The 25,079-nt window shown below is 71.7% G+C and carries 21 protein-coding genes; 17 read left to right on the forward strand and 4 right to left on the reverse strand.

Annotation, left to right across the window (positions count from 1 at the left end; translation table 11 throughout):
* Positions 1–38: 38 nt before the first annotated feature.
* Complete coding sequence (locus tag ACFYQQ_RS38985) at positions 39–431, forward strand: DUF3040 domain-containing protein (protein ID WP_356170186.1); 393 nt, start codon at positions 39–41, stop codon at positions 429–431.
* A 563-nt stretch (positions 432–994) separates the two neighbouring features.
* Here the strand turns inward: ACFYQQ_RS38985 and ACFYQQ_RS38990 are convergent.
* From ACFYQQ_RS38990 to ACFYQQ_RS39005, 4 genes are all read right to left on the reverse strand, one after another.
* Positions 995–3,385, reverse strand: coding sequence for a DUF3488 and DUF4129 domain-containing transglutaminase family protein (locus tag ACFYQQ_RS38990; RefSeq protein ID WP_388907256.1), 2,391 nt, complete (start codon positions 3,383–3,385; stop codon positions 995–997).
* A complete protein-coding gene (locus ACFYQQ_RS38995; protein WP_356238867.1) occupies positions 3,382–4,740 on the reverse strand; it encodes a DUF58 domain-containing protein in 1,359 nt (452 codons plus the stop codon). The genes ACFYQQ_RS38990 and ACFYQQ_RS38995 overlap by 4 nt, the downstream gene beginning before the upstream one ends.
* The gene (locus ACFYQQ_RS39000; RefSeq protein ID WP_355789361.1) at positions 4,740–5,777 is read right to left on the reverse strand and encodes a MoxR family ATPase; all 1,038 of its coding nucleotides are present in this window, start codon (positions 5,775–5,777) and stop codon (positions 4,740–4,742) included. The genes ACFYQQ_RS38995 and ACFYQQ_RS39000 overlap by 1 nt, the downstream gene beginning before the upstream one ends.
* Before the next feature lie 243 nt (positions 5,778–6,020).
* Positions 6,021–6,569 (reverse strand): carbonic anhydrase, encoded by a 549-nt coding sequence (locus ACFYQQ_RS39005; RefSeq protein WP_355789364.1) that lies wholly within the window; start codon positions 6,567–6,569, stop codon positions 6,021–6,023.
* Between the two features lie 423 nt (positions 6,570–6,992).
* On the opposite strand from ACFYQQ_RS39005, the gene rsmH reads away from it, so the two are divergent.
* The 16 genes from rsmH to ACFYQQ_RS39085 all read left to right on the forward strand — a co-directional run bounded on the left by rsmH (position 6,993) and on the right by ACFYQQ_RS39085 (position 24,734).
* On the forward strand, positions 6,993–7,949 hold the full coding sequence (rsmH, locus tag ACFYQQ_RS39010; protein ID WP_355789367.1) for a 16S rRNA (cytosine(1402)-N(4))-methyltransferase RsmH: 957 nt from the start codon (positions 6,993–6,995) through the stop codon (positions 7,947–7,949).
* A gap of 79 nt (positions 7,950–8,028) precedes the next feature.
* Positions 8,029–8,592 carry a septum formation initiator family protein gene (locus ACFYQQ_RS39015; protein ID WP_356170197.1) on the forward strand — a complete coding sequence of 188 codons (564 nt, stop codon included), beginning with the start codon at positions 8,029–8,031 and terminating at the stop codon, positions 8,590–8,592.
* Between the two features lie 5 nt (positions 8,593–8,597).
* Positions 8,598–10,547 carry a peptidoglycan D,D-transpeptidase FtsI family protein gene (locus tag ACFYQQ_RS39020; protein WP_388907262.1) on the forward strand — a complete coding sequence of 650 codons (1,950 nt, stop codon included), beginning with the start codon at positions 8,598–8,600 and terminating at the stop codon, positions 10,545–10,547.
* 211 nt (positions 10,548–10,758) lie between these two features.
* Positions 10,759–12,279, forward strand: a complete 1,521-nt coding sequence (locus tag ACFYQQ_RS39025; protein WP_356238873.1) for a UDP-N-acetylmuramoyl-L-alanyl-D-glutamate--2,6-diaminopimelate ligase — start codon at positions 10,759–10,761, stop codon at positions 12,277–12,279.
* A 4-nt stretch (positions 12,280–12,283) separates the two neighbouring features.
* Positions 12,284–13,690, forward strand: a complete 1,407-nt coding sequence (gene murF / locus ACFYQQ_RS39030) for a UDP-N-acetylmuramoyl-tripeptide--D-alanyl-D-alanine ligase (RefSeq protein WP_355786076.1) — start codon at positions 12,284–12,286, stop codon at positions 13,688–13,690.
* The gene (mraY, locus tag ACFYQQ_RS39035; protein WP_355786072.1) at positions 13,687–14,760 is read left to right on the forward strand and encodes a phospho-N-acetylmuramoyl-pentapeptide-transferase; all 1,074 of its coding nucleotides are present in this window, start codon (positions 13,687–13,689) and stop codon (positions 14,758–14,760) included. Before murF ends, mraY begins: the two co-directional genes overlap by 4 nt.
* Positions 14,742–16,160 (forward strand): UDP-N-acetylmuramoyl-L-alanine--D-glutamate ligase, encoded by a 1,419-nt coding sequence (murD, locus tag ACFYQQ_RS39040; RefSeq protein ID WP_355786069.1) that lies wholly within the window; start codon positions 14,742–14,744, stop codon positions 16,158–16,160. Before mraY ends, murD begins: the two co-directional genes overlap by 19 nt.
* 68 nt (positions 16,161–16,228) lie before the next feature.
* Complete coding sequence (gene ftsW / locus ACFYQQ_RS39045; RefSeq protein WP_355786066.1) at positions 16,229–17,581, forward strand: putative lipid II flippase FtsW; 1,353 nt, start codon at positions 16,229–16,231, stop codon at positions 17,579–17,581.
* A 6-nt stretch (positions 17,582–17,587) separates the two neighbouring features.
* On the forward strand, positions 17,588–18,682 hold the full coding sequence (gene murG, locus ACFYQQ_RS39050; protein ID WP_356170210.1) for an undecaprenyldiphospho-muramoylpentapeptide beta-N-acetylglucosaminyltransferase: 1,095 nt from the start codon (positions 17,588–17,590) through the stop codon (positions 18,680–18,682).
* Between the two features lie 16 nt (positions 18,683–18,698).
* Positions 18,699–19,493, forward strand: coding sequence for an FtsQ-type POTRA domain-containing protein (locus ACFYQQ_RS39055; RefSeq protein ID WP_355793870.1), 795 nt, complete (start codon positions 18,699–18,701; stop codon positions 19,491–19,493).
* 275 nt (positions 19,494–19,768) lie between these two features.
* Complete coding sequence (gene ftsZ / locus ACFYQQ_RS39060) at positions 19,769–20,959, forward strand: cell division protein FtsZ (protein WP_355793871.1); 1,191 nt, start codon at positions 19,769–19,771, stop codon at positions 20,957–20,959.
* Positions 20,956–21,693: a peptidoglycan editing factor PgeF gene (gene pgeF / locus ACFYQQ_RS39065; protein ID WP_356170214.1), complete on the forward strand. Its 738-nt coding sequence runs from the start codon at positions 20,956–20,958 to the stop codon at positions 21,691–21,693. The genes ftsZ and pgeF overlap by 4 nt, the downstream gene beginning before the upstream one ends.
* Before the next feature lie 6 nt (positions 21,694–21,699).
* A complete protein-coding gene (locus ACFYQQ_RS39070) occupies positions 21,700–22,419 on the forward strand; it encodes a YggS family pyridoxal phosphate-dependent enzyme (RefSeq protein WP_355791827.1) in 720 nt (239 codons plus the stop codon).
* A 129-nt stretch (positions 22,420–22,548) separates the two neighbouring features.
* Complete coding sequence (locus tag ACFYQQ_RS39075; protein ID WP_121403529.1) at positions 22,549–23,190, forward strand: cell division protein SepF; 642 nt, start codon at positions 22,549–22,551, stop codon at positions 23,188–23,190.
* Positions 23,191–23,239: 49 nt separating this feature from the next.
* A complete protein-coding gene (locus ACFYQQ_RS39080; protein WP_121403530.1) occupies positions 23,240–23,530 on the forward strand; it encodes a YggT family protein in 291 nt (96 codons plus the stop codon).
* A 52-nt stretch (positions 23,531–23,582) separates the two neighbouring features.
* Positions 23,583–24,734, forward strand: coding sequence for a DivIVA domain-containing protein (locus tag ACFYQQ_RS39085; protein WP_355791822.1), 1,152 nt, complete (start codon positions 23,583–23,585; stop codon positions 24,732–24,734).
* Positions 24,735–25,079: the final 345 nt, after the last annotated feature.

Consider the following 25,079-nt stretch of genomic DNA (forward strand, 5'->3'; position numbering starts at 1 on the left):
CCCAGTCGCCCCGGCGACTGCACGATGAGGAGGACTCCGTGCCGCTCTCGGAGCACGAGCAGCGAATGCTCGAGCAGATGGAGCGAGCGCTGTACGCCGAAGATCCCAAGTTCGCGACAGCGCTTGAGGGAAGCGGGCTGCGTACGTACACCCGGCGACGGGTCTACCAGGCGGTCGCGGGCTTTCTGGTGGGTATCGCGCTCCTCATGGCCGGAATGGTCGCACAGCAGATCTGGATCAGCGTGGTGGGTTTCCTCGTCATGCTGGGCTGCGCCGTGCTCGCCGTCACCGGTTGGCGCAAGGCCCCCAAACCGGGTGAGCAGCCGGCCGCGGGTGCGCCGGGTGCCCGCCGTCAGCCGCGGCAGCGCCGCTCCATGATGGACCGCATCGAACAACGCTGGCAGCGCCGCCGGGACGAGCAGGGCCACTAGCGCCTGTCGTTCGGCCCAGGCCGACGCCACGGACATCGCGTGAGGGGGTGTCCTGCCCACCGGGGCAGGACACCCCCTCACGCATGCCTGCATCCTGCGCCCGCGGGACGGACGGCGGCGTCGGCCGCGGGGACGGCCGGGCCGGCAGTCGCCCCGAGGAGCGTGCCCGCCGTGACCCGCCCGCCCGGCGCGCGGGCGCACCCCGTCGAGCGCGAAGCCGATGCCTGGCGCGCGCAGCCAGGGGAGCGCGAGGGCGGTGGCTTGGCGCGCACAGCCCGTGGAGCCCGAGGGCCGTGCCTGGTGCGGGTAGGCCGTGGAGCGCGAGGGCCGTGCCTGGTGCGGGTAGGCCGTGGAGCGCGAGGGCCGTGTCTGGTGTGGGGCACCCTGTGGAGCCCGAGGGCCGTGTCTGGTGCGGGGCACCCCGTGGAGCCCGAGGGCCGTGCCTGGTGCGCGTAGGCCGTGGAGCGCGAGGGCCGTGTTCGGCGCGGTGCCGTCGCCCCGCACGATCCGGCAGCGGCCCCCCACCCGGCGGGGGGGGGGCCGCTGCGACACTGCCGGTGACCTCAGCCGTTCTGCCCCGAGGGGCGTCGCAGCAGGGTCGCGCGCCGGGCCGAGAGCGAGGCGAGCAGAGCCGTCCAGCGGGCCGAGGCGGCCCAGGCCACCCGGACGGCCGAGCGCGGTGCCAGCAGTGCGCGCAGCCGCGTCGGACGGCTCACCGACGCGTGGAGCGCGTCCGCCACGCGGCGGGCGTCTTCCGCCAGTCCCGGTACCGGGCGGGGCCGCGGCGCGTACAGGACCTGCTCCACCGTCGACGCCAGCCGGTGCACCGCCGCCTCCGCGTCCGGGTCCAGACGACCCAGCCGGACGATCCGGGCCGCGGCGCCGCGCGGCGTCAGGGAGTCGTCGGGCCCGATGCCGTGGTCCCAGGCCGTGTCGATGACCTCCTGCCAGGCCGCGAGGGCGTGGGCGGCCATCGCGTCCTCCGTACGCCCGTGCGCCCCGAGCCGCACCGACCGCGTCCGTATCCGCCACAGCATCGGCAGGAACGGCACCGCCAGCAGCGCGAGCCCGGCCAGCCCGACCAGCGGCCACAGCCACCAGGGCCGTCCGCTGTCGCCCGAGCCGGGCGCCGCCAGGGCGGACTCGGTCGCGCACGCGTCCAGCTTCTTCTGCTGGACCGAGCAGCTCTCGCTCGCCGACGGCGCGGCGGACGGGGCCGTGGAGGCCGACTCGGACGGCCTCGGCGCCGACGGGACGCTGTTGCCCGGGGTGTCCGCCTGCGTGTACTCCGGCACCGTGCCCCGGTTGGGGGTGGGCTCGAAGCGGGTCCAGCCCACCCCTTCGAAGTACAGCTCGGGCCAGGCGTGGGCGTCCCGCAGGCCCACCGACATCGAGCCGTCCGCCTGCGGGGAGCCGGGAGTGAATCCCACCGCGACCCGGGCCGGGATGCCGAGGGTGCGGGCCATCGAGGCCATCGCGAAGGAGAAGTGGACGCAGAAGCCCTCCTTCTCCTTGAGGAAGCGCGCGATCGCCGCCGAGCCGCTGCCGACCTGCACCTGGGTGTCGTAGGTGAAGCCGCCGTTCACGGCGAAGTAGTCCTGGAGGTCGACCGCCTTCTCGTAGTCGTTCGCGGCGCCCTCGGTGACCTTCAGCGCGGTCCGCGCCACCTCGGGCGGCAGCGACTCGGGGACCTTGGTGAACTCGCGCTGGAGGGCCTCCGGCGCCTGCGGGGCCGCCGCCAGCTGCTCCGCGGTCGGCTGCACGATCAGACTGGAGACCTCGTACAGCGCGCCCCGGGTGTTCTGCCCGTGGTCGCCGACGAGCGTGCGGCCCAGCGGCTCGTAGCGCCAGTTGCCGTCGATGTCCACGCTGCTGGCCGGGTAGGGCATCGGCAGCCAGTCCTGCGCGTACCAGTCGGCCGCGGAGATCCGGGTCCTGATCTCGCTCCTGCGGACATCCGGGCCGAGGCCGATGGGGGTCGGGAAGGTGTCGGGCACCGCCTGGATGCGGCGCTGGGCCGGCTTCCACGCCGTGCCGTCGAACTCGTCCAGGGAGACGATCCGCAGGTACAGGTCCTGGGTGTCCTTCGTGTTGGTCCGGTACGACATGACCTGGCGGTCCTCGTTCACGTTGAGGCTGTCGCGCAGGGAGACCAGCGGGTTCACCGCGGAGATCGTGCCGCCGCCACCGGTGCCCGACCCGACACCCTTCCCGGCGCCGTCCAGCAGGCCGCCGTCCAGGGCGGGCAGGCCGAACGGCACCACGAGTGCGATGCCGAGGGCCACCGCGCCGATGCGCCGGCCGGTGCGGACCGGCGCGACCGAGCCGCCCCCCGTGTCCATGCCGGGGGCGCGGGGCCCGCCGCCGAAGACACGGCCCCAGGCCGAGAGCCGGTCCCGGCCCTCGGCCAGCAGCAGCGTCAGATAGCCGCAGGCCGCGAGCAGGAACCACAGCCAGGCCGTGCCGCCGTCCGACAGGCCCGCGGCGACCGAGTACAGCGCGAGCAGCGGCAGCCCGGCCGGGGCGGCGCTGCGGAACGTCACGGCCAGCGCGTCCACCGCGAGACCGATCACCAGCACGCCGCCGACCAGCATCAGCCGGATGCCGTCGGACAGCGGCGCGGGGATCGCGTACCGCCCCACGTCGTCCGTGCCCGCCTGGAGCAGCTCCGTCAGCCGGTGGAGCGCCTGGGGCCCCGGGATCAGCCCGGCGAAGGCCTGCTCCCGGGCGAAGGCCAGCGTCAGCAGCATCAGCGTCACCAGCGCCTGGAGGGCCACCGTCAGCGCACGGGCCAGCGGGACCCGCCGGGCCAGCGCGCCGACCCCGGTCTGCACGGCCAGCAGCATCGCCGCCTGGAGGATCCACGTCGCCGGGTCGACGAGCGGCAGCAGCGCGCAGGACGCCATCAGTGTCGCCGCCGCGGCGCACAACGCCAATCGCGCGCGCCCGCTCATGAGCCGCCCCCCGTCGTGCCGCCCGTCACCGCGGCCCTCGTGCGCTGCTGGTCCGCCTGCCGCCACAGGTCGGCGAAGGCGGCCCCCCGCGGCACCGTCACGGCGGTCCAGCCCGCCTCGCGCAGCATCCGTAGCCGCTCCCCGCTCCGGTCCGGCGAACCGGGGGCGGTGCCCGGACCGCGCACCCACCCGTCGCTCTCCAGCAGGAAGGCGACGGCACCGCCGCTGCGCTGGCGCATCTTGGCCAGCACCGTGGCCTGCTCCTCGTCCAGGTCGCCGAGGAAGGCGATCAGCAGACCCTCGCCGCCCCCGCGCAGCACGTCGTAGGCGCGGGAGAGTCCCGCGCCGTCGGAGTGGTCGACCACGGCGAGGGTGTCCATCATCAGCCCCGCCGCGTCCGCCGACTCCTGGCTGGCACCCGCGAAACCGTCGGCGCCCTCACCGGGCACCGAACTGCCCGTGTCCGTCAGCAGCCGCACCGAGAAACCCCGTTCGAGCATGTGGACCAGCGTGGACGCGGCGCCCGACACCGCCCACTCGAAGGCCGAGTCCGGGCCGGCGCCGGCGAAGGCGATGCCCCGGGTGTCCAGCAGCACCGTGCAGCGGGCGCGCTGCGGCTGCTCCTCGCGGCGCACCATCAGCTCGCCGTAGCGCGCGGTGAGCCGCCAGTGCACCCGGCGCAGGTCGTCCCCGTGCCGGTAGCCGCGCGGTATGACGTCGTCCTCGCCGGCCAGCGCGAGCGAGCGCTGCCGCCCGTCGCCGTACCCCTTCGCCTCCCCGCTCAGCCGCACCGGCGGCAGCGGCTCCACGCGCGGGATGACCGTCAGGGTGTCGTGCGTCGAGAAGGACCGGGTCAGCTCGCACATCCCGAAGGGGTCGGTGAGCCGCAGCTGGAGCGGGCCGAGCGGATAGCGTCCGCGCAGGTCCGACCGCACGCGGTACGACACCTCGCGGTGACCGCCCGCCTCGACGCGGTCCAGGACGAACCGGGGACGCGGACCGAGCACGTACGGCACCCGGTCCTGGAGCATCAGCAGGCCCGTGGGCAGCCGCGAGACGTTGTCCATCCGCAGGTGGACGCGGGCCTCGGAACCGGCGGGCACGCGCGCGGGGGAGAGGCGGCGGCTGCCCGCGACCCGGTAGCGGGTGCGGTACAGCACGGTCGCGCAGACCAGCGGCAGCACCGCCAGCAGCAGGCCGACCCGTAGCAGATCGCTCTGCCCGAGGACGTACGCGCAGACGGCGGCCGCCACCCCGGCGGCCAGGAAGGAACGCCCGCGCGTGGTGAGCCCGGCGAGCGCCGTGCGCAGTCCGCCCTGGGACTCCTCCGCGTGGCCCGTCCCGCCGGACGTCATCACAGCCTCCGCGGCGGCTGCTGGTCGAAGGCGGGCGCGCCACGGCCCACGGGGAACCCGCTCGGGGGCTGCGGGGCCGAGGGGACGGGGGTGCGCTGGAGGATCTCCTGGACGACCTGCTCGGCCGTACGGCGGTTCAGCTGCGCCTGGGCCGTGGGCAGCAGCCGGTGCGCCAGGACCGCCACGGCGAGTGCCTGGAGGTCGTCCGGCAGGGCGTAGTCCCGGCCGCTGAGGGCGGCGGAGGCCTTCGCGGCGCGCAGCAGGTGCAGCGTGGCACGCGGCGAGGCCCCGAGTCTGAGGTCCGGGTGGGTGCGGGTGGCCGCGACCAGGTCCACCGCGTAGCGCCGGACGGGGTCCGCGACGTGGACCGTGCGGACCGCGTCGATCAGCTTCACGATGTCGTGCGCGTGCGCCACCGGCTGGAGGTCGTCCAGCGGGGAGATCCCGCCGTGCACGTCCAGCATCTGGAGCTCGGCCTCCGCGCTGGGATAGCCGATGGAGACCCGGGCCATGAAGCGGTCGCGCTGGGCCTCGGGCAGCGGATAGGTGCCCTCCATCTCGACCGGGTTCTGCGTGGCCACCACCATGAAGGGGCTCGGCAGCTCGTAGGTCTGGCCGTCGATGGTGACCTGGCGCTCCTCCATGGACTCCAGGAGGGCCGACTGGGTCTTCGGGGAGGCGCGGTTGATCTCGTCGCCGATCACGATCTGCGCGAAGATCGCCCCCGGCTTGAACTCGAAGTCCCGGCGCTGCTGGTCCCAGATGGACACACCGGTGATGTCCGAGGGCAGCAGGTCGGGCGTGAACTGAATACGCCGCACCGAGCAGTCGATGGACCGCGCCAGTGCCTTGGCCAGCATCGTCTTGCCGACGCCGGGGACATCCTCGATCAGAAGATGTCCCTCGGCGAGCAGCACGGTCAGCGAAAGCCGTACGACCTCAGGCTTGCCCTCGATCACTCCTTCCACCGAACTGCGGACTCGCTCCGCAGTGGCGGTCAGATCCGTAAGGCTCGCTCGATCGTCATAGGTCGTCACCCGGCCCTCCTCGGCCCGTTCTCGGGCCGACGCTGCGATGCGGACCGGCCCACCCCGAAACACGGACACCACGCGCGAAAAGTTCCGCGTGACGCCACACCCGCATTCTTGTTGCCGTTACCGGTTCGTGTCACTCGACTGTGGACAACTGACCGTGCTATGTCACGTCTTACGACCTTTTGGGCACCGGATCTTGTCGAGGTTTCCCCGCGGTGAGCCTCGCACGGGAGCCGCGAGGGGCCGCTAGGCGGGGTCGATCTCGCGCAGCAGACCCGTCTTCACGTCGAAGACGAAGCCCCGCACGTCCCCGGTGTGCAGCAGGAACGGCGAGGTACGCACCCGCTGCATCGACTGCCGTACGTCCTGATCGACGTCCCGGAACGCCTCGACCGCCCAGGCCGGACGCTGGCCGACCTCCATCTCCAGGTCGTGCCGGAACTCCTCGGTGAGGGACTCCAGACCGCAGCCCGTGTGATGGATGAGGACGACACTGCGCGTGCCGAGCGCTCGCTGGCTGATCGTGAGGGAGCGGATCACGTCGTCGGTGACCACGCCGCCCGCGTTGCGGATCGTGTGGCAGTCGCCCAGTTCCAGGCCGAGAGCGGCGTGCAGGTCGAGCCGGGCGTCCATGCACGCGACCACGGCGACCTGGAGCACGGGGCGGGCGTCCATTCCGGGGTCGCTGAAGGCGGCCGCGTACTGCTCGTTCGCCTCGATGAGCCGGTCGGTGACGGAGCCACGGGCCGCTATGGCGTCTTCGGGCTCTGTGGGCACGGATGCAGAAGTCGTCATGCCCAAGACGTTACTGGTCACCCGGGGCGTGGTCCTGCTGTGAGAGAGGACAAAGAACGCCATCGTGGCTTGTTGTGAGGTAATCCACACGGGCGGTGGCGGCACCCCCGAACGGGTGATTTCGACCGGTTCGCCGCTTCGAGGGGAGGGCGGCCCACGACGCGCATGCCGGTTGATTGACCGCGAGACACCGTGGACTAAAGTGACGCGAAGCGGGAGGCGAGGTTCTCCCCGCTGGACTTTTTACCCGGAGGACCCGGTGGTTTCCGGGCCCTCCCCGCGTGCGCCGCGCGTACGTACGGCTCGGCCTCCTCCCGCTCCCGGTCGGCTGACGCCACTCACCAGGCGCCGGCGGACCTCCCCTTCCACGAGCGGGAGGGGACCCGGCAGTGCGTACGACGGCGCCGGACCTGAGAGGGCCCCTTGAGCCAGAGTCGACATGTCCCGGTGATGCTCCAGCGGTGCCTGGACATGCTGGCGCCCGCGCTGGAGCGGCCCGGAGCGGTGGTCGTCGACTGCACCCTCGGCCTCGGCGGCCACAGCGAGGCCCTCCTCACCCGCTTCCCCGACGCCCGCCTCGTCGCCCTCGACCGGGACAAGGAGGCGCTGCGCCTGTCCGGAGAGCGGCTCGCCCCCTACGGGGACCGCGCCACCCTCGTGCACGCGGTCTACGACGAACTCCCCGACGTCCTCGACCGGCTGGACCTGCCGAAGGTGCAGGGCGTGCTGTTCGACCTCGGCGTCTCCTCCATGCAACTGGACGAGGCCGACCGGGGGTTCGCCTACGCGCAGGACGCCCCGCTCGACATGCGCATGGACCAGACGACCGGCATCAGCGCCGCCGAGGTGCTCAACACCTACCCGCCGGGCGAACTCGTGCGCATCCTGCGGGCGTACGGCGAGGAGAAGCAGGCCAAGCGGATCGTGTCCGCGGTCGTGCGCGAACGCGACAAGGAGCCCTTCAGCAACAGCGCCCGGCTCGTCGAGCTCATCCGCGACGCGCTGCCGCAGGCCGCCAAGCGCACCGGCGGCAACCCCGCCAAGCGGACCTTCCAGGCCCTGCGCATCGAGGTCAACGGCGAACTGACCGTCCTGGAGCGGGCGATCCCCGCGGCCGTGAAGGCGCTCGCCGTCGACGGGCGCATCGCGGTGCTGTCGTACCACTCCCTGGAGGACCGGCTGGTGAAGCAGGTGTTCGCCGCCGGCGCCGCCTCCACCGCGCCGCCCGGCCTGCCGGTCGTCCCCGAGCGCTACCAGCCGCGGCTCAAGCTCCTCACCCGCGGTGCCGAACTTCCCACCGAGGAGGAGATCGCCGAGAACCGGCGGGCGGCTCCCGCCCGGCTGCGCGGGGCTCAGCGCATCCGCGAGGACGCCGAGTGAGGCGCGGGAAGGAAACCGTGTGAGGCACACGAAGGGGGAGCGCGAGTGAGCCGGAAACCCACACAGACCGGGAGGGTCCGTGCGTAGGAAACCCCAGCTCAGGGGACGCGCGGCCCGGCTCGCGCGGCTGCTGCCCACCGGCGCGGGCCAGGCCGCCCGTACCCCCTTCGTGCTGCTGGTCGTGCTGCTCCTCGGCGGCGGCCTCATCGGGCTCCTCGTGCTGAACTCCGCGCTGAGCGAAGGGTCGTTCAGGCTCGACGACCTCCAGAAGGAGACGAAGAGCCTCACGGACGAGGAGCAGGAGCTCCAGCGGGACGTGGACTCCTACTCGGCCCCCGACGCCCTCCAGCGCCGCGCCCGTGAACTGGGCATGGTCCCCGGCGGCGACCCGGCCTTCCTCGACCCCGACGGCACCGTCAAGGGCGTCCCGGGCGCGGCCGCCGAACGGTCCTCGCTCCGCGACCCGGTGGTCCTGCCGCCCGAGGCCATCGTCCCCGTGCCGCAGCCGCTGCCCAGCCCCACGCCGACCCCCTCGCCGGCCCCGGGCGATCCCTCCGCGCAGTTCTTCTTCACGGCGGCGCCCACCGCGCCGCCCACCACCCCCGCCCCGTCCGCAGAGCCCTTCACAACCCCCGGCAGGTGACGGAAGTGTCCGACAGGGAACCGCCGCGCCGCCGCGTGCCAGGACCGGCCCGGCCCGCCCGCCCCGACGGCCGGCGCCGTCCGGGACCCGGTGCCCGCCCCGCGCGCCGTCCCGCTCCCCGCCCCGGCGGCCCGCGCGTCATCCGGCTCGGCAGCCCGCGCCCCCGCCTGCGCATGGTGAGCCTGGCGCTGACCCTGGTCATGGTGGCGTTCGTCGTCCGGCTGCTCCAGGTGCAGGCCGTGGACGCGAGCGCGTACGCCGCGAAGGCCGAGCAGAACCGGTACGTCGGACGCACCCTGGCCGCCGAGCGCGGCGGGATCACGGACCGCAACGGCGTGGAACTCGCCACCAGCGTCGACGCCTACGACATCACCGCCGACCCGACCATGTTCACGCCCGAGACCACGAAGGCCACGGACGCGCCCGAGCAGGCGGCGGCGCTCCTCGCCCCGATCCTCGGCCAGGACATGGACACCGTCGCCGGGAAGCTGCGGGCGAAGAACACCCGCTACACGCTGCTGGCACACCGCCAGACGCCCCAGGTCTGGAAGCAGATCAAGGATCTGAAGACCACGCTCGCGGCGAAGTCGGAGACCGACGAGAGCACGGTCAACGTCCTCGCCGGCGTCCTCGCGGTCCCCGCCAGCAAGCGCGTGTACCCGAACGGCGAGCTCGCCGCCGGGATACTGGGCTGGGTCAACGCCGACGGCAAGGGCGGCGGCGGAGTCGAGCAGCAGCTGAACGAGGAACTCGCCGGCAAGGACGGCAAGATCCGCTACGCCCAGTCCGGCGGGCGCCAGGTGCCCACCGCCGGCTCCACCGAGACGCCCGCCGTCGCCGGGTCCGACGTCGAGCTGACGATCGACCGCGACATCCAGTGGGCCGCGCAGAACGCCATCTCCGAGCAGGTGAAGAAGTCGGGGGCGGACCGCGGGTACGTGATGGTGCAGGACGCCCGGACCGGCGAGATCCTCGCCATGGCCAACTCGCCCGGCTTCGACCCGAACGACCTCTCGCAGGCCAGCTCGGCGGCGCTGGGCAACGCGGCCCTCCAGGACGCGTACGAGCCCGGCTCCACCGCCAAGGTCATGTCGATGGCCGCGGTGCTGGAGGAGAACGTCGCCACACCGGCGACGCACGTGGTGGTGCCGAACCGGCTGCACCGCGGCGACCGGCTCTTCCAGGACGACATCGACCACCCGACCTGGAACCTGACGCTGAACGGCGTCCTCGCCAAGTCCAGCAACATCGGCACCATCCTGGCCACCGGCCAGCTCGGCAAGACGCAGAAGCAGGCCAACCGGGTCCTCTACTCGTACCTGCGCAAGTTCGGCATCGGCCGCCCCACCGGACTCGGCTTCCCCGGCGAGACCAAGGGCATCCTCGCGCCCGCCGACAAGTGGTCCACCTCGCAGCAGTACACGATCCCTTTCGGCCAGGGCGTGTCGATCAACGCGATGCAGGCGGCCTCCGTCTACTCGACGATCGCCAACGGCGGCGTACGCGTCGAGCCGACCCTCGTGCGCGGCGCGAAGGGACCCGACGGGCGCTTCACACCGTCCCCGAAGCCCAAGAAGACCAGGGTCGTGAGCGAGAAGACCGCGAAGACCCTCGCCCAGATGCTGGAGTCCGTCGTGGACGACGAGGAGGGCACCGGCACCAAGGCGCGCATCCCCGGCTACCGGGTGGCGGGCAAGACGGGTACGGCCAACCGCGTGGATCCGGCCACCGGCAAGTACCACGGCTACACGTCGTCGTTCGCCGGATTCGCGCCCGCGGACAAGCCCCGGATCACCGTCTACTGCGCGATCCAGAACGCGACCAGGGGCAGCTACTTCGGCGGGCAGATCTGCGGACCCATCTACAAGCAGGTGATGGAGTTCGCGCTCAAGACCCTCCAGATCCCGCCCACCGGGACCCAGCCCGCCAGACTGCCGGTCGGCTTCGCCCCCTGAACCGCCGGCCCCACGCCCTGATCAGCACCGACCGGACATCCCGGCACCACCCGGAACACCGACCAGGAACCAGCTCGTGACAACGATCACTCCCGACCACGGGAACCACGGCCCGCCACGCCCCTCGCTTCGCTCCGGCGGGCCCACGCCCGGTACGCTCACCGCCGTGCCACACGCTGATCAGTCCCAAACCACCCAGAAGGGCGCTCCTGTGACATATCCGGGGCCGCCGCGACCGGTTCGGATCTCCGCCACACCCCTCGCGGAGCTCGCCGATCAGCTGGGCGCCCCCGTCCCGGCTTCGGACGCGGACATCACGGGCATCACGCACGACTCCCGTGCCGTGCGCCCCGGGGACCTGTACGCGGCGCTGCCCGGCGCCCGCCTGCACGGTGCCGACTTCGTGACGCAGGCGGCGGGCCTCGGCGCCGCCGCCGTGCTGACCGACCCCGAGGGCGCCGAGCGCGCCGCGGCCACCGGTCTGCCGGTGCTCGTCGTCGACGAGCCGCGCCGGCAGATGGGCGAGCTGGCCGCCACGATCTACGGCCACCCCGGACGCGACCTGCTCCAGATCGGCATCACCGGCACCTCGGGCAAGACCACCACGGCGTACCTCGTCGAGGGCGGTCTGAAGACGGTCCGCTCCACCGGCCTCATCGGCACGGTCGAGATGCGCATCGGCGACGAGCGCATCAAGTCCGAGCGCACCACCCCCGAAGCCACCGACCTGCAGGCCCTGTTCGCGGTCATGCGCGAACGCGGGGTCGAGGCGGTCGCCATGGAGGTCTCCAGCCACGCGCTGGTCCTCGGCCGGGTCGACGGCTGCGTCTTCGACGTCGCCGTCTTCAACAACCTCAGCCCGGAGCACATGGAGTTCCACTCCGGGATGGAGGACTACTTCCAGGCCAAGGCGCAGCTGTTCACACCGGAACGCAGCCGGCTGGGCGTGGTCAACCTCGACGACGAGTACGGGCGCCGGCTGGTCGGGCAGGCCACCGTCCCGGTCGTCACCTTCTCCGCGGAGGGACACCCGGACGCCGACTGGCGGGCCGAGGACGTCCAAGTCGGGCCCATGGACTCGACGTTCACCGTGGTCGGCCCGAAGGAGGAGCGGATCACGGCGAGGTCGCCGCTCGCCGGGACCTTCAACGTGGCCAACACCCTCGCCGCGATCGTCTCCCTCGCCGTCGCCGGGATCGACCCGCAGGGCGCCGCGGACGGCATCGCCGCGGTACCCGGCGTACCGGGCCGGCTGGAGCGCGTGGACGAGGGCCAGCCCTACCTGGCGGTGGTCGACTACGCCCACAAGACGGACGCCGTCGAATCGGTGCTGCGCGCCCTGCGCAAGGTCACCGAGGGCCGCCTGCACATCGTGCTCGGCTGCGGCGGCGACCGCGACACGACCAAGCGCAAGCCGATGGGCGCCGCGGCGGCCCGGCTGGCCGACACCGCCGTACTGACATCGGACAACCCCCGCTCGGAGGACCCGCTGGCGATCCTCGCCACGATGCTCGCCGGTGCCGCGGAGGTCCCGGCGCACCGGCGCGGCGACGTCGCGGTCTTCGAGGACCGGGCCGCCGCCATCGCCGCGGCCGTCGCCCTCGCACAGCCGGGCGACACCGTGCTGGTCGCGGGCAAGGGCCACGAGCAGGGCCAGGACATCGCCGGAGTGGTCCGTCCCTTCGACGACCGCCAGGTGCTTCGCGAAGCTATCCAGAAGACCCAGGGATGAACTTGTGATCGCCCTCTCTCTCGCCGAGATCGCAGCAGTCGTCGGCGGGCAGACGCACGACATACCGGATCCGGCGGTACAGGTCACCGGACCCGTCGTCAGGGACTCCCGTGAAGTGGAGCCCGGCAGCCTCTTCGTCGCCTTCGTCGGCGAACGCGCGGACGGCCACGACTACGCCCGCTCGGTCGTCGAGGCCGGCGCGGTCGCCGTACTGGCCTCGCGGCCGGTGGGGGTGCCCGCGATCGTCGTGGACGACGTGCAGTGGGCCCTCGGCGCCCTCGCCCGCCACGTCGTCGAACGGCTCGGCGCGACCCTCGTGGCCCTCACCGGCTCCGCGGGCAAGACCAGCACCAAGGACCTGATCGCCCAGGTGCTGCGGAGCAAGGCGCCGACCGTCTTCACGCCCGGCTCGCTCAACAACGAGATCGGGCTGCCGCTGACCGCGCTCAGCGCCACCGAGGAGACCAGGTTCCTCGTGCTGGAGATGGGCGCGCGCGGTATCGGGCACATCCGCTACCTCACCCAACTGACCCCGCCGAAGGTCGGGCTCGTCCTGAACGTCGGCTCCGCCCACATCGGCGAGTTCGGCGGCCGGGAGCAGATCGCCCAGGCCAAGGGCGAGTTGGTGGAGAGCCTGCCCGAGGACGGCGCCGCGATCCTCAACGCCGACGATCCCCTCGTACGCGCCATGGCGTCCCGGACGAAAGCGCGCGTGCTCCTCTTCGGAGAGTCCGACGAAGCGGACGTACGTGGCGAGAACGTCCGTCTCACGGAGACCGGACAGCCCAGCTTCAGCCTTCGCACACCCTCCGGGTGCAGCGATGTGACCATGCGCCTGTACGGTGAGCATCACGTGTCGAACGCGCTCGCCGCGGCCGCCGTCGCCCATGAGCTGGGCATGTCCGCAGACGAGATCGCCCGTGCGCTCTCCGAGGCGGGCTCCCTCTCCCGCTGGCGCATGGAGGTCACCGAGCGCCCGGACGGCGTGACGGTCGTCAACGACGCCTACAACGCGAACCCCGAGTCCATGCGAGCCGCCCTGCGCGCGCTCGTGGCGATGGGCAAGGGGCGGCGGACCTGGGCGGTGCTCGGTCAGATGGCCGAGCTCGGGGACGAGGCGCTCGCCGAGCACGACGCGGTCGGACGGCTCGCCGTCCGGCTCAACGTCAGCAAGCTCGTCGCGGTCGGGGGCAGGGAAGCGTCCTGGCTGCAACTGGGCGCATATAACGAGGGTTCGTGGGGTGAGGAGTCGGTGCACGTGTCCGACGCACAGGCGGCTGTCGACCTGTTGCGCAGCGAGCTGCGCCCAGGGGACGTCGTACTCGTGAAGGCGTCCCGGTCGGTCGGGCTGGAACGGGTGGCGCTGGCGCTGCTCGAGCCCGGTGCCGAGGGTGAGGTTTCCGCCCGATGATGAAGCAGATCCTGTTCGCGGGAGTCATTGGCCTGTTCCTGACCCTGGTCGGCACTCCGCTGCTGATCAAGCTCCTTGCCCGCAAGGGCTACGGCCAGTACATCCGTGACGACGGCCCGCGCGAGCACCACAGCAAGCGCGGTACGCCTACCATGGGCGGTATCGCCTTCATCCTGGCGACGATCATCGCGTACTTCCTGTCCAAGGTGATCACGGGCTACGCGCCCACCTTCTCCGGCCTGCTGGTCCTCGGCCTGATGGCCGGCATGGGCCTGGTGGGCTTCCTGGACGACTACATCAAGATCGTCAAGCGGCGGTCGCTCGGTCTGCGGGCCAAGGCCAAGATGGCCGGCCAGCTGATCGTCGGCGTCTCCTTCGCCGTGCTCTCCCTGCAGTTCGCGGACAACCGCAACAACACCCCCGCCTCCACGAAGCTCTCCTTCGTGCAGGACTTCGGCTGGTCCATCGGCCCGGTGCTGTTCGTGGTCTGGGCGCTGTTCATGATCCTCGCGATGTCGAACGGCGTGAACCTGACGGACGGTCTGGACGGCCTCGCCACCGGCGCCTCCGTCATGGTCTTCGGCGCCTACACCTTCATCGGCGTCTGGCAGTTCCAGGAGTCCTGCGCCAACGCGCAGGCCCTCACCAACCCGGGCGCCTGCTACGAGGTGCGCGATCCGCTCGACCTGGCCGTGGTGGCCGCCGCCCTCATGGGCGCCTGCTTCGGCTTCCTGTGGTGGAACACCTCACCCGCCAAGATCTTCATGGGCGACACCGGCTCGCTGGCCCTCGGCGGCGCGCTTGCCGGCCTCGCGATCTGCTCCCGCACGGAGTTCCTGCTCGCGCTGCTCGGCGGCCTGTTCGTCCTGATCACCATGTCGGTGGTCATCCAGGTCGGCTCCTTCCGCCTCACCGGCAAGCGCGTCTTCCGCATGGCGCCACTGCAGCACCACTTCGAACTCAAGGGCTGGTCCGAGGTCCTGGTGGTGGTCCGCTTCTGGATCATCCAGGGCATGTGCGTGATCGTCGGTCTCGGCCTCTTCTACGCGGGATGGGCAGCCAAGAAGTGACCGACTGGCAGGGGAAGAACGTCATCGTCGCCGGGCTCGGCGTCTCCGGCATCCCGGCGGCCCGCGTGCTGCACGGCCTCGGCGCCGTCGTCACGGTCGTCAACGACGGCGACGACGAGCGTGCGCGGGCCCAGGCGGCGGAGCTGGAGGCGCTCGGGGTCACCGTGCGCCTCGGCGACGGGGCGACCCTGCCCGCGGGCACCGAACTCGTCGTCACCGCCCCCGGCTGGAAGCCCGACAAGCCGCTGTTCACCGCGGCCGCCGAGGCGGGCGTCCCGGTCTGGGGCGATGTCGAGTTGGCCTGGCGGCTGCGCGGGCCCGACGCGGCGCCCTGGCTCGCGGTCACCGGCACCAACGGCAAGACGACGACCGTCCAGATGCTCGCCGAGATCCTCAAGGCGGCCGGGCTGCGCACCGCGGCCGTCGGCAACATCGGCGTCTCGCTGCTGGACGCGGTCCTCGGCGACGAGCCGTACGACGTGCTCGCCGTCGAACTCTCCAGCTACCAGCTGCACTGGGCGCCCTCCGTGCGCGCCCACTCCGCGGTCGTCCTGAACCTCGCGCCCGACCACCTCGACTGGCACGGCTCCATGGAGGCGTACGCCGCCGACAAGGGCCGTGTGTACGAGGGGAATCGGGTCGCCTGTGTCTACAACGTGGCCGACAAGGCCACCGAGGACCTGGTGCGCGAGGCGGACGTCGAGGAGGGGTGCCGGGCGATCGGCTTCACGCTCGGCACACCCGGGCCCTCCCAACTCGGCGTCGTGGAAGGCATCCTGGTCGACCGCGCCTTCGTCGAGGACCGGCAGAAGAACGCGCAGGAGCTGGCGCAGGTCTCCGACGTCGACCCGCCCGCCCCGCACAACATCGCCAACGCCCTTGCGGCGGCGGCCCTGGCGCGTGCCTTCGGGGTGCCCCCGGCGGCCGTACGCGACGGACTGCGGGCCTTCCGTCCGGACGCCCACCGCATCGCGCACGTCGCCGACGTGGACGGAGTCGCGTACGTCGACGACTCCAAGGCGACCAACACCCATGCCACGGAAGCCTCTTTGGCGGCCTACGAGTCGATCGTGTGGATCGCCGGCGGGCTCGCCAAGGGCGCCACCTTCGACGAACTGGTCGCCAAGTCGGCGAAGCGGCTGCGGGGCGCGGTGCTCATCGGCGCCGACCGGGCCCTGATCCGGGAAGCGCTGGCGCGACACGCGCCCGAAGTCCCGGTCGTCGACCTGGACCGGACGGACACTGGGGCGATGCTCGCGGCGGTCCAGGAGGCGAGGCGGCTCGCCGAGCCGGGGGACACGGTCCTGCTGGCTCCGGCCTGTGCCTCGATGGACATGTTCGCCAACTACAACAAGCGCGGTGACGCGTTCGCGGAGGCGGTTCGCGGACTCGGCGCCTGACCCGGCCGCCTGCCGGGCGACCTTTGGGAGGGACGGACGCGTGACACCGTTGTGGCCCGGAGACGCCGATGCCCAGTAGCCGAACCGGCCGACCCCCCGTGCAGCGGGCCGCCAGGCGTCCCGCCGCCCCGCGCTCCCCGGGTGAGAACCCCCTGCGGGGCTTCGTCGTGCGCGCCCGCCGCGCCTGGGACCGGCCGCTGACCGCGTACTACCTGATCTTCGGCAGCGCCCTGCTGATCACCGTGCTCGGCCTGGTGATGGTCTACTCGGCCTCCATGATCAAGGCGCTCCAGCTGTCGCTGCCGGGGTCGTACTTCTTCCGCAAGCAGTTCCTGGCCGCCGCGATCGGCACCGGACTGCTGCTGCTGGCCTCGCGGATGCCCGTGAAGCTCCACCGGGCGCTGGCCTACCCGATACTGGCCGGATCCGTCTTCCTGATGGTCCTGGTGCAGGTGCCGGGGATAGGGATGGCGGTCAACGGCAACCAGAACTGGATCTCCGTCGGCGGCCCCTTCCAGCTCCAGCCCAGCGAGTTCGGCAAGCTCGCGCTCGTGCTCTGGGGCGCCGACCTGCTCGCGCGCAAGGAGGACCGGCGGCTGCTGACCCAGTGGAAGCACATGCTGGTGCCGCTGGTCCCGGTCGCCTTCATGCTGCTCGGACTGATCATGCTCGGCGGCGACATGGGAACGGCGATCATCCTCACCGCCATCCTCTTCGGCCTGCTGTGGCTCGCGGGTGCCCCCACACGGCTCTTCGCGGGCGTCCTGGCCGTCGCCGCGACCATCGGCGTCATCCTCATCAAGACCAGCCCCAACCGCATGTCACGGCTCGCCTGCATCGGCGCGACCGATCCCGGTCCGAACGACCAGTGCTGGCAGGCCGTGCACGGCATCTACGCCCTCGCCTCCGGCGGGCTCTTCGGATCCGGGCTCGGCGCGAGTGTGGAGAAATGGGGTCAACTGCCGGAAGCGCACACCGACTTCATCTTCGCCATCACCGGGGAGGAACTGGGACTGTCAGGGACGCTGTCGGTGCTCGCCCTCTTCGCGGCTCTAGGCTATGCGGGTATCCGCGTGGCCGGACGTACGGAGGACCCCTTCGTCAGGTATGCCGCGGGTGGCGTGACCACCTGGATCACGGCCCAGGCCGTGATCAACATCGGTGCGGTGCTCGGCCTGCTGCCGATCGCCGGAGTCCCGCTCCCGCTGTTCTCCTACGGGGGTTCCGCCCTGCTGCCGACCATGTTCGCCATCGGGCTGCTGATCGCCTTCGCACGCGACGAGCCCGCTGCGCGGGCGGCGCTTGCCATGCGGCAACCCCGCTTTGGTAGAAAGCGTGCTGCGGTCAGAGGCTCCGCAGAGCCTCGGAGATGGAACACGATGCGACGGCGCGCCACGGCGCGTTCGTCCGGAGAGCGGTGAATTTCGGTGCATGTCGTACTCGCCGGTGGGGGGACCGCCGGCCACATCGAGCCCGCGCTCGCCCTCGCGGACGCCCTGCGCAGGCAGGACCCGACCGTGGGAATCACGGCCCTGGGCACGGAGCGCGGACTTGAGACCCGACTGGTGCCCGAGCGGGGCTACGATCTCGCGCTCATCCCCGCCGTGCCGCTGCCACGCAAGCCCACCCCCGAGCTGATCACCGTCCCCGGACGGCTGCGCGGCACGATCAAGGCCGCCGAGCAGATCCTGGAGCGCACCAAGGCGGACGCCGTGGTCGGGTTCGGCGGCTACGTCGCCCTGCCGGGCTACCTCGCCGCCAAGCGCCTCGGGGTGCCGATCGTCATCCACGAGGCCAACGCCCGCCCCGGCCTGGCCAACAAGATCGGCTCCCGGTACGCGGCCCAGGTGGCCGTCTCGACGCCGGACAGCAAGCTGCGCGGCGCCCGCTACATCGGCATCCCGCTGCGCCGCTCCATCGCCACCCTGGACCGGGCCGCCGTGCGCCCCGAGGCACGGGCCGCCTTCGGTCTGGACCCCGCCCTGCCGACGCTGCTGGTCTCCGGCGGCTCGCAGGGCGCCCGCCGCCTCAACGAGGTCGTCCAGCAGGTCGCTCCGTACCTCCAGCAGGCCGGCATCCAGATCCTGCACGCGGTCGGGCCGAAGAACGAACTGCCGCAGGTCCAGCAGATGCCGGGGATGCCCCCCTACATCCCGGTACCGTACGTGGACCGGATGGATCTCGCGTACGCGGCGGCCGACATGATGCTCTGCCGCGCGGGTGCGATGACCGTCGCCGAACTCTCCGCCGTCGGGCTCCCGGCCGCCTACGTCCCGCTGCCCATCGGCAACGGCGAACAGCGGCTCAACGCCCAGCCGGTGGTGAAGGCGGGCGGCGGACTGCTGGTCGACGACGCGGAACTGACGCCGGAGTGGATCCAGGCGAACGTGCTGCCCGTGCTGGCCGACCCGCACCGGCTGTTCGAGATGTCCCGTGCCGCCAGCGAGTTCGGCCGCCGGGACGCCGACGACCTGCTCGTCGGCATGGTGTACGAGGCGATTGCGTCGCGCCACCGCGCGTGACAGAAGGCAGGGGAGCGTGGCCGGACCGACGACCGCCGAACGCGGCGAACGGCAGAAGACCGAGTCCGGCCCGCCCCGGCCGTCCCGCGCCGGGCGGCTGCCCCGCCCTCGTACGCTCATCATCCTTTTGCTGGCCGTGGTGTTGACCGGGGCCGCCTCCGTCTGGGTCCTGTACGGCTCCCACTGGCTGCGCGTCGAGCAGGTGCCCGTTACCGGGACGCGGGTCCTCACGCCGCAGCAGGTGCGCGAGGCGGCCGACGTCCCGGTCGGCTCCCCGCTCGTCTCGGTCGACACCGACGCCATCGAGGCCCGGCTTCGCGAGGCGCTGCCCCGGATCGACTCGGTCGACGTGGTCCGCTCCTGGCCCCACGGAATCGGACTGAACGTGACCGAGCGCACTCCGGTGTTGATCGTCAAAAACCGTGAAAAGGGGGGCAAGTACGTCGAAGTCGACGCCAAGGGCGTGCGATTCGCCACGGTTTCGCGCCCCCCGAAGGGCGTACCCGCACTGGAGTTGACGGTCACTCACTCCGCCGGGCTGCGCCGCTTCGGCACCGACCGGCTGGTGCGCGAGGCGGTACGCGTCGCCGGGGACATCCCGGCCGCCGTCGCCCGCGACACCAGGACCGTCAAGGTCCGTTCGTACGACTCGATCTCGCTGGAGCTGAGCGGCGGGCGCACCGTCACGTGGGGGAGTGGCGAGAAGGGGCGCGCCAAGGCGCGTACGCTCACCGCTCTCATGAAAGCAGCTCCCGAGGCCCGGGACTTCGACGTGAGCGTGCCCACCGCCCCTGCGTCATCGGGGAGTTGACGCACATCCGCGCAGGCCAGCACCCTGGTTGGGCAGCGCTACGCCTGATCACATAGGGTGAAAAGAAAAACGGGAGGTTCGGCGTGTTCGTTGAACGTGCGCCACTTGTCGACTTAGTGTCCTGTTCGGAAGAGTCCAAGGAACAGACACACTGGTAACCCTAAACTTCAGCGTTAGGGTTCGGGTCGGCGTTCGGACCGTCCCATTCGGCATCAGTCGTCGGATCGCGAGACAGCGAGGCGGCGACACGTAACTCGAGGCGAGAGGCCTTCGACGTGGCAGCACCGCAGAACTACCTCGCAGTCATCAAAGTCATCGGTGTCGGCGGCGGTGGTGTCAATGCCATCAACCGGATGATCGAGGTCGGTCTCAAGGGCGTCGAGTTCATCGCCATCAACACCGACGCGCAAGCTCTGTTGATGAGCGACGCCGACGTCAAACTCGACGTGGGCCGTGAACTCACCCGCGGACTCGGCGCCGGAGCCAACCCGGCCGTCGGCCGCAAGGCGGCCGAGGATCACCGCGAGGAGATCGAGGAGGTCCTCAAGGGGGCCGACATGGTCTTCGTCACCGCCGGCGAGGGCGGTGGCACCGGCACCGGCGGCGCACCTGTCGTCGCCAACATCGCCCGCTCGCTCGGCGCCCTCACCATCGGCGTGGTCACCCGCCCCTTCACCTTCGAAGGGCGGCGCCGCGCCAACCAGGCCGAGGACGGCATCGCGGAACTCCGCGAAGAGGTCGACACCCTCATCGTCATCCCCAACGACCGGCTGCTCTCCATCTCGGACCGCCAGGTCTCCGTCCTGGACGCGTTCAAGTCCGCGGACCAGGTCCTGCTGTCGGGTGTTCAGGGCATCACCGACCTCATCACCACCCCCGGCCTGATCAACCTCGACTTCGCCGACGTCAAGTCCGTGATGTCCGAGGCGGGTTCGGCCCTCATGGGCATCGGCTCGGCCCGCGGCGACGACCGCGCGGTGGCGGCGGCGGAGATGGCGATCTCCTCGCCCCTCCTCGAAGCCTCCATCGACGGCGCACGCGGCGTGCTGCTCTCCATCTCCGGCGGCTCCGACCTCGGCCTGTTCGAGATCAACGAAGCCGCCCAGCTGGTCAGCGAGGCGGCCCACCCGGAGGCCAACATCATCTTCGGCGCGGTCATCGACGACGCGCTCGGCGACGAGGTGCGGGTCACCGTCATCGCCGCCGGCTTCGACGGCGGCCAGCCGCCGTCCAAGCGGGACACCGTCCTCGGGTCCTCCTCCGCCAAGCGCGAGGAGCCCACCCCGGTACGGGCCTCCGACAGCCGCCCCACCTTCGGCTCGCTCGGCAGCGTCACCCCGAAGGAGGCCCCGGAGCCCGCTCCGGAGCCGACGAACGAACTGCCCGTGTCCCCGCCGGTCCCGCCTTCCCGCTCCTACTCGGACAGCGCGGCCGAAGAGCTGGACGTGCCGGACTTCCTGAAGTGATAGGAACGCGCTCCGGAACGAGCACACAGAGCGGCGCGCACTTCGCCTTCACCGACCGGTGGGGCGGAGTGAGCGCCGTTCCGTACGAGGAGCTCAACCTCGGCGGAGCGGTCGGCGACGACCCCGGCGCCGTACGCACCAACCGCGAACTGGCCGCCAAATCCCTGGGACTCGACCCGGCTCGGGTCGTGTGGATGAACCAGGTGCACAAGGCGGACGTGGCCGTGGTCGAGGAACCGTGGGGGGAGCGGGCGGTGCCCGAGGTCGACGCGCTCGTCACGACCCGCCGCGGGCTCGCCCTCGCCGTGCTCACCGCCGACTGCACGCCGGTGCTGCTCGCCGACCCCGTCGCCGGGGTGGCGGCCGCAGCGCACGCCGGGCGGCCCGGCATGGTCGCCGGCGTCGTCCCCGCGGCGGTCGCGGCGATGGTGGAGCTCGGCGCCGAGCCGTCCCGGATCGTCGCCCGCACCGGACCCGCCGTCTGCGGGCGGTGCTACGAGGTGCCCGACGCCATGCGCGCCGAGGTCGCGGCCGTCGAGCCCGCGGCGTACGCCGAGACGAGCTGGGGCACTCCCGCGGTCGACGTGACCGCCGGTGTGCACGCGCAGCTGGAACGGCTCGGGGTGCGCGACCGGGAGCAGTCGCCGGTGTGCACGATCGAGTCGGACGACCACTTCTCCTACCGACGGGACCGCACGACCGGGCGGCTCGCGGGCTATGTCTGGCTGGACTGATGGGGCATGACGGACCGTAAGGCGCAACTCGCCGCGAATCTGGCGGAAGTGGAAGAGCGCATCACCGCGGCGTGCACGGCCGCGGGGCGCAAGCGTGAAGAGGTGACCCTGATCGTGGTCACCAAGACCTATCCGGCGAGCGACGTGCGGATCCTGGCGGAACTCGGTGTCCGGCACGTCGCCGAGAACCGGGACCAGGACGCGGCGCCGAAGGCCGCGGCATGTTCGGATCTGCCCCTTTCCTGGCACTTCGTCGGCCAGTTGCAGACCAACAAGGTCCGCTCCGTGGTCGGTTACGCCGATGTCGTGCAGTCCGTCGATCGTCCCAAGCTCGTCACAGCTCTGTCGAAGGGGGCGGTCCGCGCGGAGCGCGAACTGGGCTGCCTCATCCAGGTCGCGCTCGACGCGGAGGAGAGCGGCCGGGGCGCGCGCGGGGGCGTGGGGCCCGGCGGGATCGAGGAGTTGGGGAACCTCGTGGCGGACGCTCCGGGGCTCCGGCTGGACGGGCTGATGACCGTCGCCCCGCTCACCGGCCCGTACGCGGGCCGCCAACCGGCGGCGTTCGGGCGGCTGATGGATTTGTCGACTGCCCTGCGCAGCGCCCATCCGGCTGCGAACATGGTCTCGGCAGGGATGAGTGCGGACCTCGAGCAGGCCGTGGCCGCCGGAGCGACACATGTACGCGTCGGCACTGCGGTACTCGGCGTCCGCCCCGGGCTCGGGTAACGTCGCCAAGAAGTCGGACCACAGCAGAAAATATGGTCATTACCGCCAAAGGCGGGCAAAACGACCTCGTGGATCGCAGGCACTTGGCAAGTCGTCAGCCGATCCACCACAGAGCGGAGGACTCAGAGCATGGCCGGCGCGATGCGCAAGATGGCGGTCTACCTCGGCCTCGTGGAGGACGATGGGTACGACGGCAGGGGATTCGACCCCGACGACGACTTCGAGCCCGAGCTCGACCCGGAGCCCGAGCGGGACCGCAGGCGGCACGAGCCGTCTCATCAGTCGCACCAGGCACATCAGTCCCAAAGGGACGAACCGGTGCGAGTGGTGCAGCCACCGGTGCAGCGCGACCCAGTACCGCATTCCGCTTCGCTTCCCGCGGAATCCGGGCGTCCGGCGCGAATCGCCCCCGTGGCATCCATCACACAAGAACGTCAGAGCATGGAGAAGAACGCACCGGTGATCATGCCCAAGGTCGTGTCCGAACGAGAGCCGTACCGGATCACCACGCTGCACCCGCGGACCTACAACGAGGCCCGTACCATCGGGGAACACTTCCGTGAGGGCACCCCGGTGATCATGAATCTGACTGAGATGGATGACACAGACGCGAAGCGACTTGTCGACTTTGCGGCCGGTTTGGTGTTTGGTCTTCACGGCAGCATCGAGCGGGTGACGCAGAAGGTGTTCCTGTTGTCGCCTGCTAACGTCGATGTCACGGCGGAGGACAAGGCCCGCATCGCAGAGGGCGGGTTCTTCAACCAGAGCTGAGACGCAGGACCGGACACGGCACGGAACAGGGGAGAGGGACGCACGGATCATGGGCGTGGTTTTGGAGATTCTCTACGTCGCGCTGATGTGCTTCCTCATCGTGCTGATCTTCCGGCTGGTCATGGACTACGTCTTCCAGTTCGCCCGCTCATGGCAACCCGGCAAGGCGATGGTGGTCGTTCTGGAGGCCACCTACACTGTCACCGATCCACCGCTCAAGCTGCTGAGGCGGTTCATCCCGCCACTGCGTCTCGGGGGCGTGGCACTTGACCTGTCCTTCTTCGTACTGATGATCATCGTCTACATCTTGATCACTCTCGTGGGAAATCTCGCGAGGTGACTGTGGACGATACGGTCTTGCCGACTGCCGATGACTACGTTGAGGTGAAGAGATGCCGTTGACCCCCGAGGACGTGCGGAACAAGCAGTTCACGACCGTCCGCCTCCGAGAAGGCTATGACGAGGACGAGGTCGATGCCTTCCTCGACGAGGTCGAAGCCGAACTGACGCGGTTGCTCCGCGAGAACGAGGACCTGCGCGCCAAGCTGGCGGCGGCCACGCGCGCGGCTGCGCAGAACCAGCAGCAGGGCATGCGCAAGCCGCCCGAGCCGCAGGATCAGCAGCACCAGCAGCATCAGCAGCAGGGTCCGCCGCAGGGCATGCGCGGTCCCGGTGCTCCCGTGCCCGCCGGCATATCGGGCCCGCCGCAGCAGCAGATGGGTGGCCCCATGGGTGGCCCGCCCCAGCTGCCGAGCGGTGCGCCGCAGCTGCCCGCCGGCCCCAGTGGCCAGGGCGGTCCGCAGGGTCCCGGCCCGATGGGCCAGGGTCCGATGGGCCAGGGTCCCGGTCAGATGCAGGGCCAGATGCAGCAGCACATGGGCGGCCCGATGGGCGGTCCCATGGGCGGTCACGGCCCGCAGATGCCGCAGCCCGGTCAGGGCCCCGGCGGCGACAGCGCCGCCCGTGTCCTCTCGCTCGCCCAGCAGACCGCCGACCAGGCGATCGCCGAGGCGCGCTCCGAGGCCAACAAGATCGTCGGCGAGGCCCGCAGCCGCGCCGAGGGTCTGGAGCGGGACGCCCGCGCCAAGGCCGACGCCCTGGAGCGGGACGCGCAGGAGAAGCACCGCGTCGCGATGGGCTCCCTGGAGTCCGCCCGCGCCACGCTGGAGCGCAAGGTCGAGGACCTGCGCGGCTTCGAGCGCGAGTACCGCACGCGTCTGAAGTCCTACCTGGAGTCGCAGCTGCGCCAGCTGGAGACCCAGGCCGACGACTCGCTCGCTCCGCCGCGTACGCCGGCCACCGCGTCGCTTCCGTCGTCCTCCGCGCCCTCCATGGCGCCGGCCGGTGCGAGCGCTCCGGGCTACGGCGGCAACCAGGGCATGGGCGGCAACCCGTCGCAGCCCGGGCCGTCCTACGGCGGTCAGCAGCAGATGTCGCCGGCGATGACGCAGCCGATGGCGCCGGTGCGGCCGCAGGGGCCGTCGCCGATGCAGCAGGCTCCCTCGCCGATGCGGGGCTTTCTGATCGACGAGGACGACAACTGACGGGCTTCGGTACGCCTTAGGCGTCGGCAGCGTCAGGGCGGGGCCCCCGGGTGATTCCGGGGGCCCCGCCCTTTTGTCTTGCCTTGCGGCTGCCTGTGGGACGGCGAAGGCCCGGGGCACCGTGGATGCGGTGGGCCCGGGCCTTCGCCGTTGCCCGGTGTGTGGGGGGGTGGGCGTGGGGGTTTCCTCGCCCCCTCCGCCCCTTCCCGTCCCGTCCCGGGGGGGGGGGGGGGGGGGGGGGGGGGGGGGGGGGGGGGGGGGGGCCGCCCGCGGGGGGGGGGGGGGGGGGGGGGGCCGGCGGGGACGAGGAAGGGCGAGAGGGGACGGCCGGGAGCGCGGAGCGCC

The sequence above is a fragment of the Streptomyces sp. NPDC005496 genome, assembly GCF_042872045.1.
GTDB lineage: Bacteria > Actinomycetota > Actinomycetes > Streptomycetales > Streptomycetaceae > Streptomyces.

Bases quoted from the DNA above. Each gene is read 5' to 3' on its own strand.
- mraY (WP_355786072.1), top strand. From the start codon at position 13,687: ATGATGAAGCAGATCCTGTTCGCGGGAGTCATTGGCCTGTTCCTGACC.
- ftsW (WP_355786066.1), top strand. From the start codon at position 16,229: ATGCCCAGTAGCCGAACCGGCCGACCCCCCGTGCAGCGGGCCGCCAGG.
- ACFYQQ_RS39005 (WP_355789364.1), bottom strand. From the start codon at position 6,569: ATGACGACTTCTGCATCCGTGCCCACAGAGCCCGAAGACGCCATAGCG.
- ACFYQQ_RS39070 (WP_355791827.1), top strand. From the start codon at position 21,700: ATGACGGACCGTAAGGCGCAACTCGCCGCGAATCTGGCGGAAGTGGAA.
- murD (WP_355786069.1), top strand. From the start codon at position 14,742: ATGGGCAGCCAAGAAGTGACCGACTGGCAGGGGAAGAACGTCATCGTC.
- ACFYQQ_RS38995 (WP_356238867.1), bottom strand. From the start codon at position 4,740: ATGACGTCCGGCGGGACGGGCCACGCGGAGGAGTCCCAGGGCGGACTG.
- ACFYQQ_RS39080 (WP_121403530.1), top strand. From the start codon at position 23,240: ATGGGCGTGGTTTTGGAGATTCTCTACGTCGCGCTGATGTGCTTCCTC.
- ACFYQQ_RS38990 (WP_388907256.1), bottom strand. From the start codon at position 3,385: ATGAGCGGGCGCGCGCGATTGGCGTTGTGCGCCGCGGCGGCGACACTG.
- ACFYQQ_RS39085 (WP_355791822.1), top strand. From the start codon at position 23,583: ATGCCGTTGACCCCCGAGGACGTGCGGAACAAGCAGTTCACGACCGTC.
- ACFYQQ_RS39075 (WP_121403529.1), top strand. From the start codon at position 22,549: ATGGCCGGCGCGATGCGCAAGATGGCGGTCTACCTCGGCCTCGTGGAG.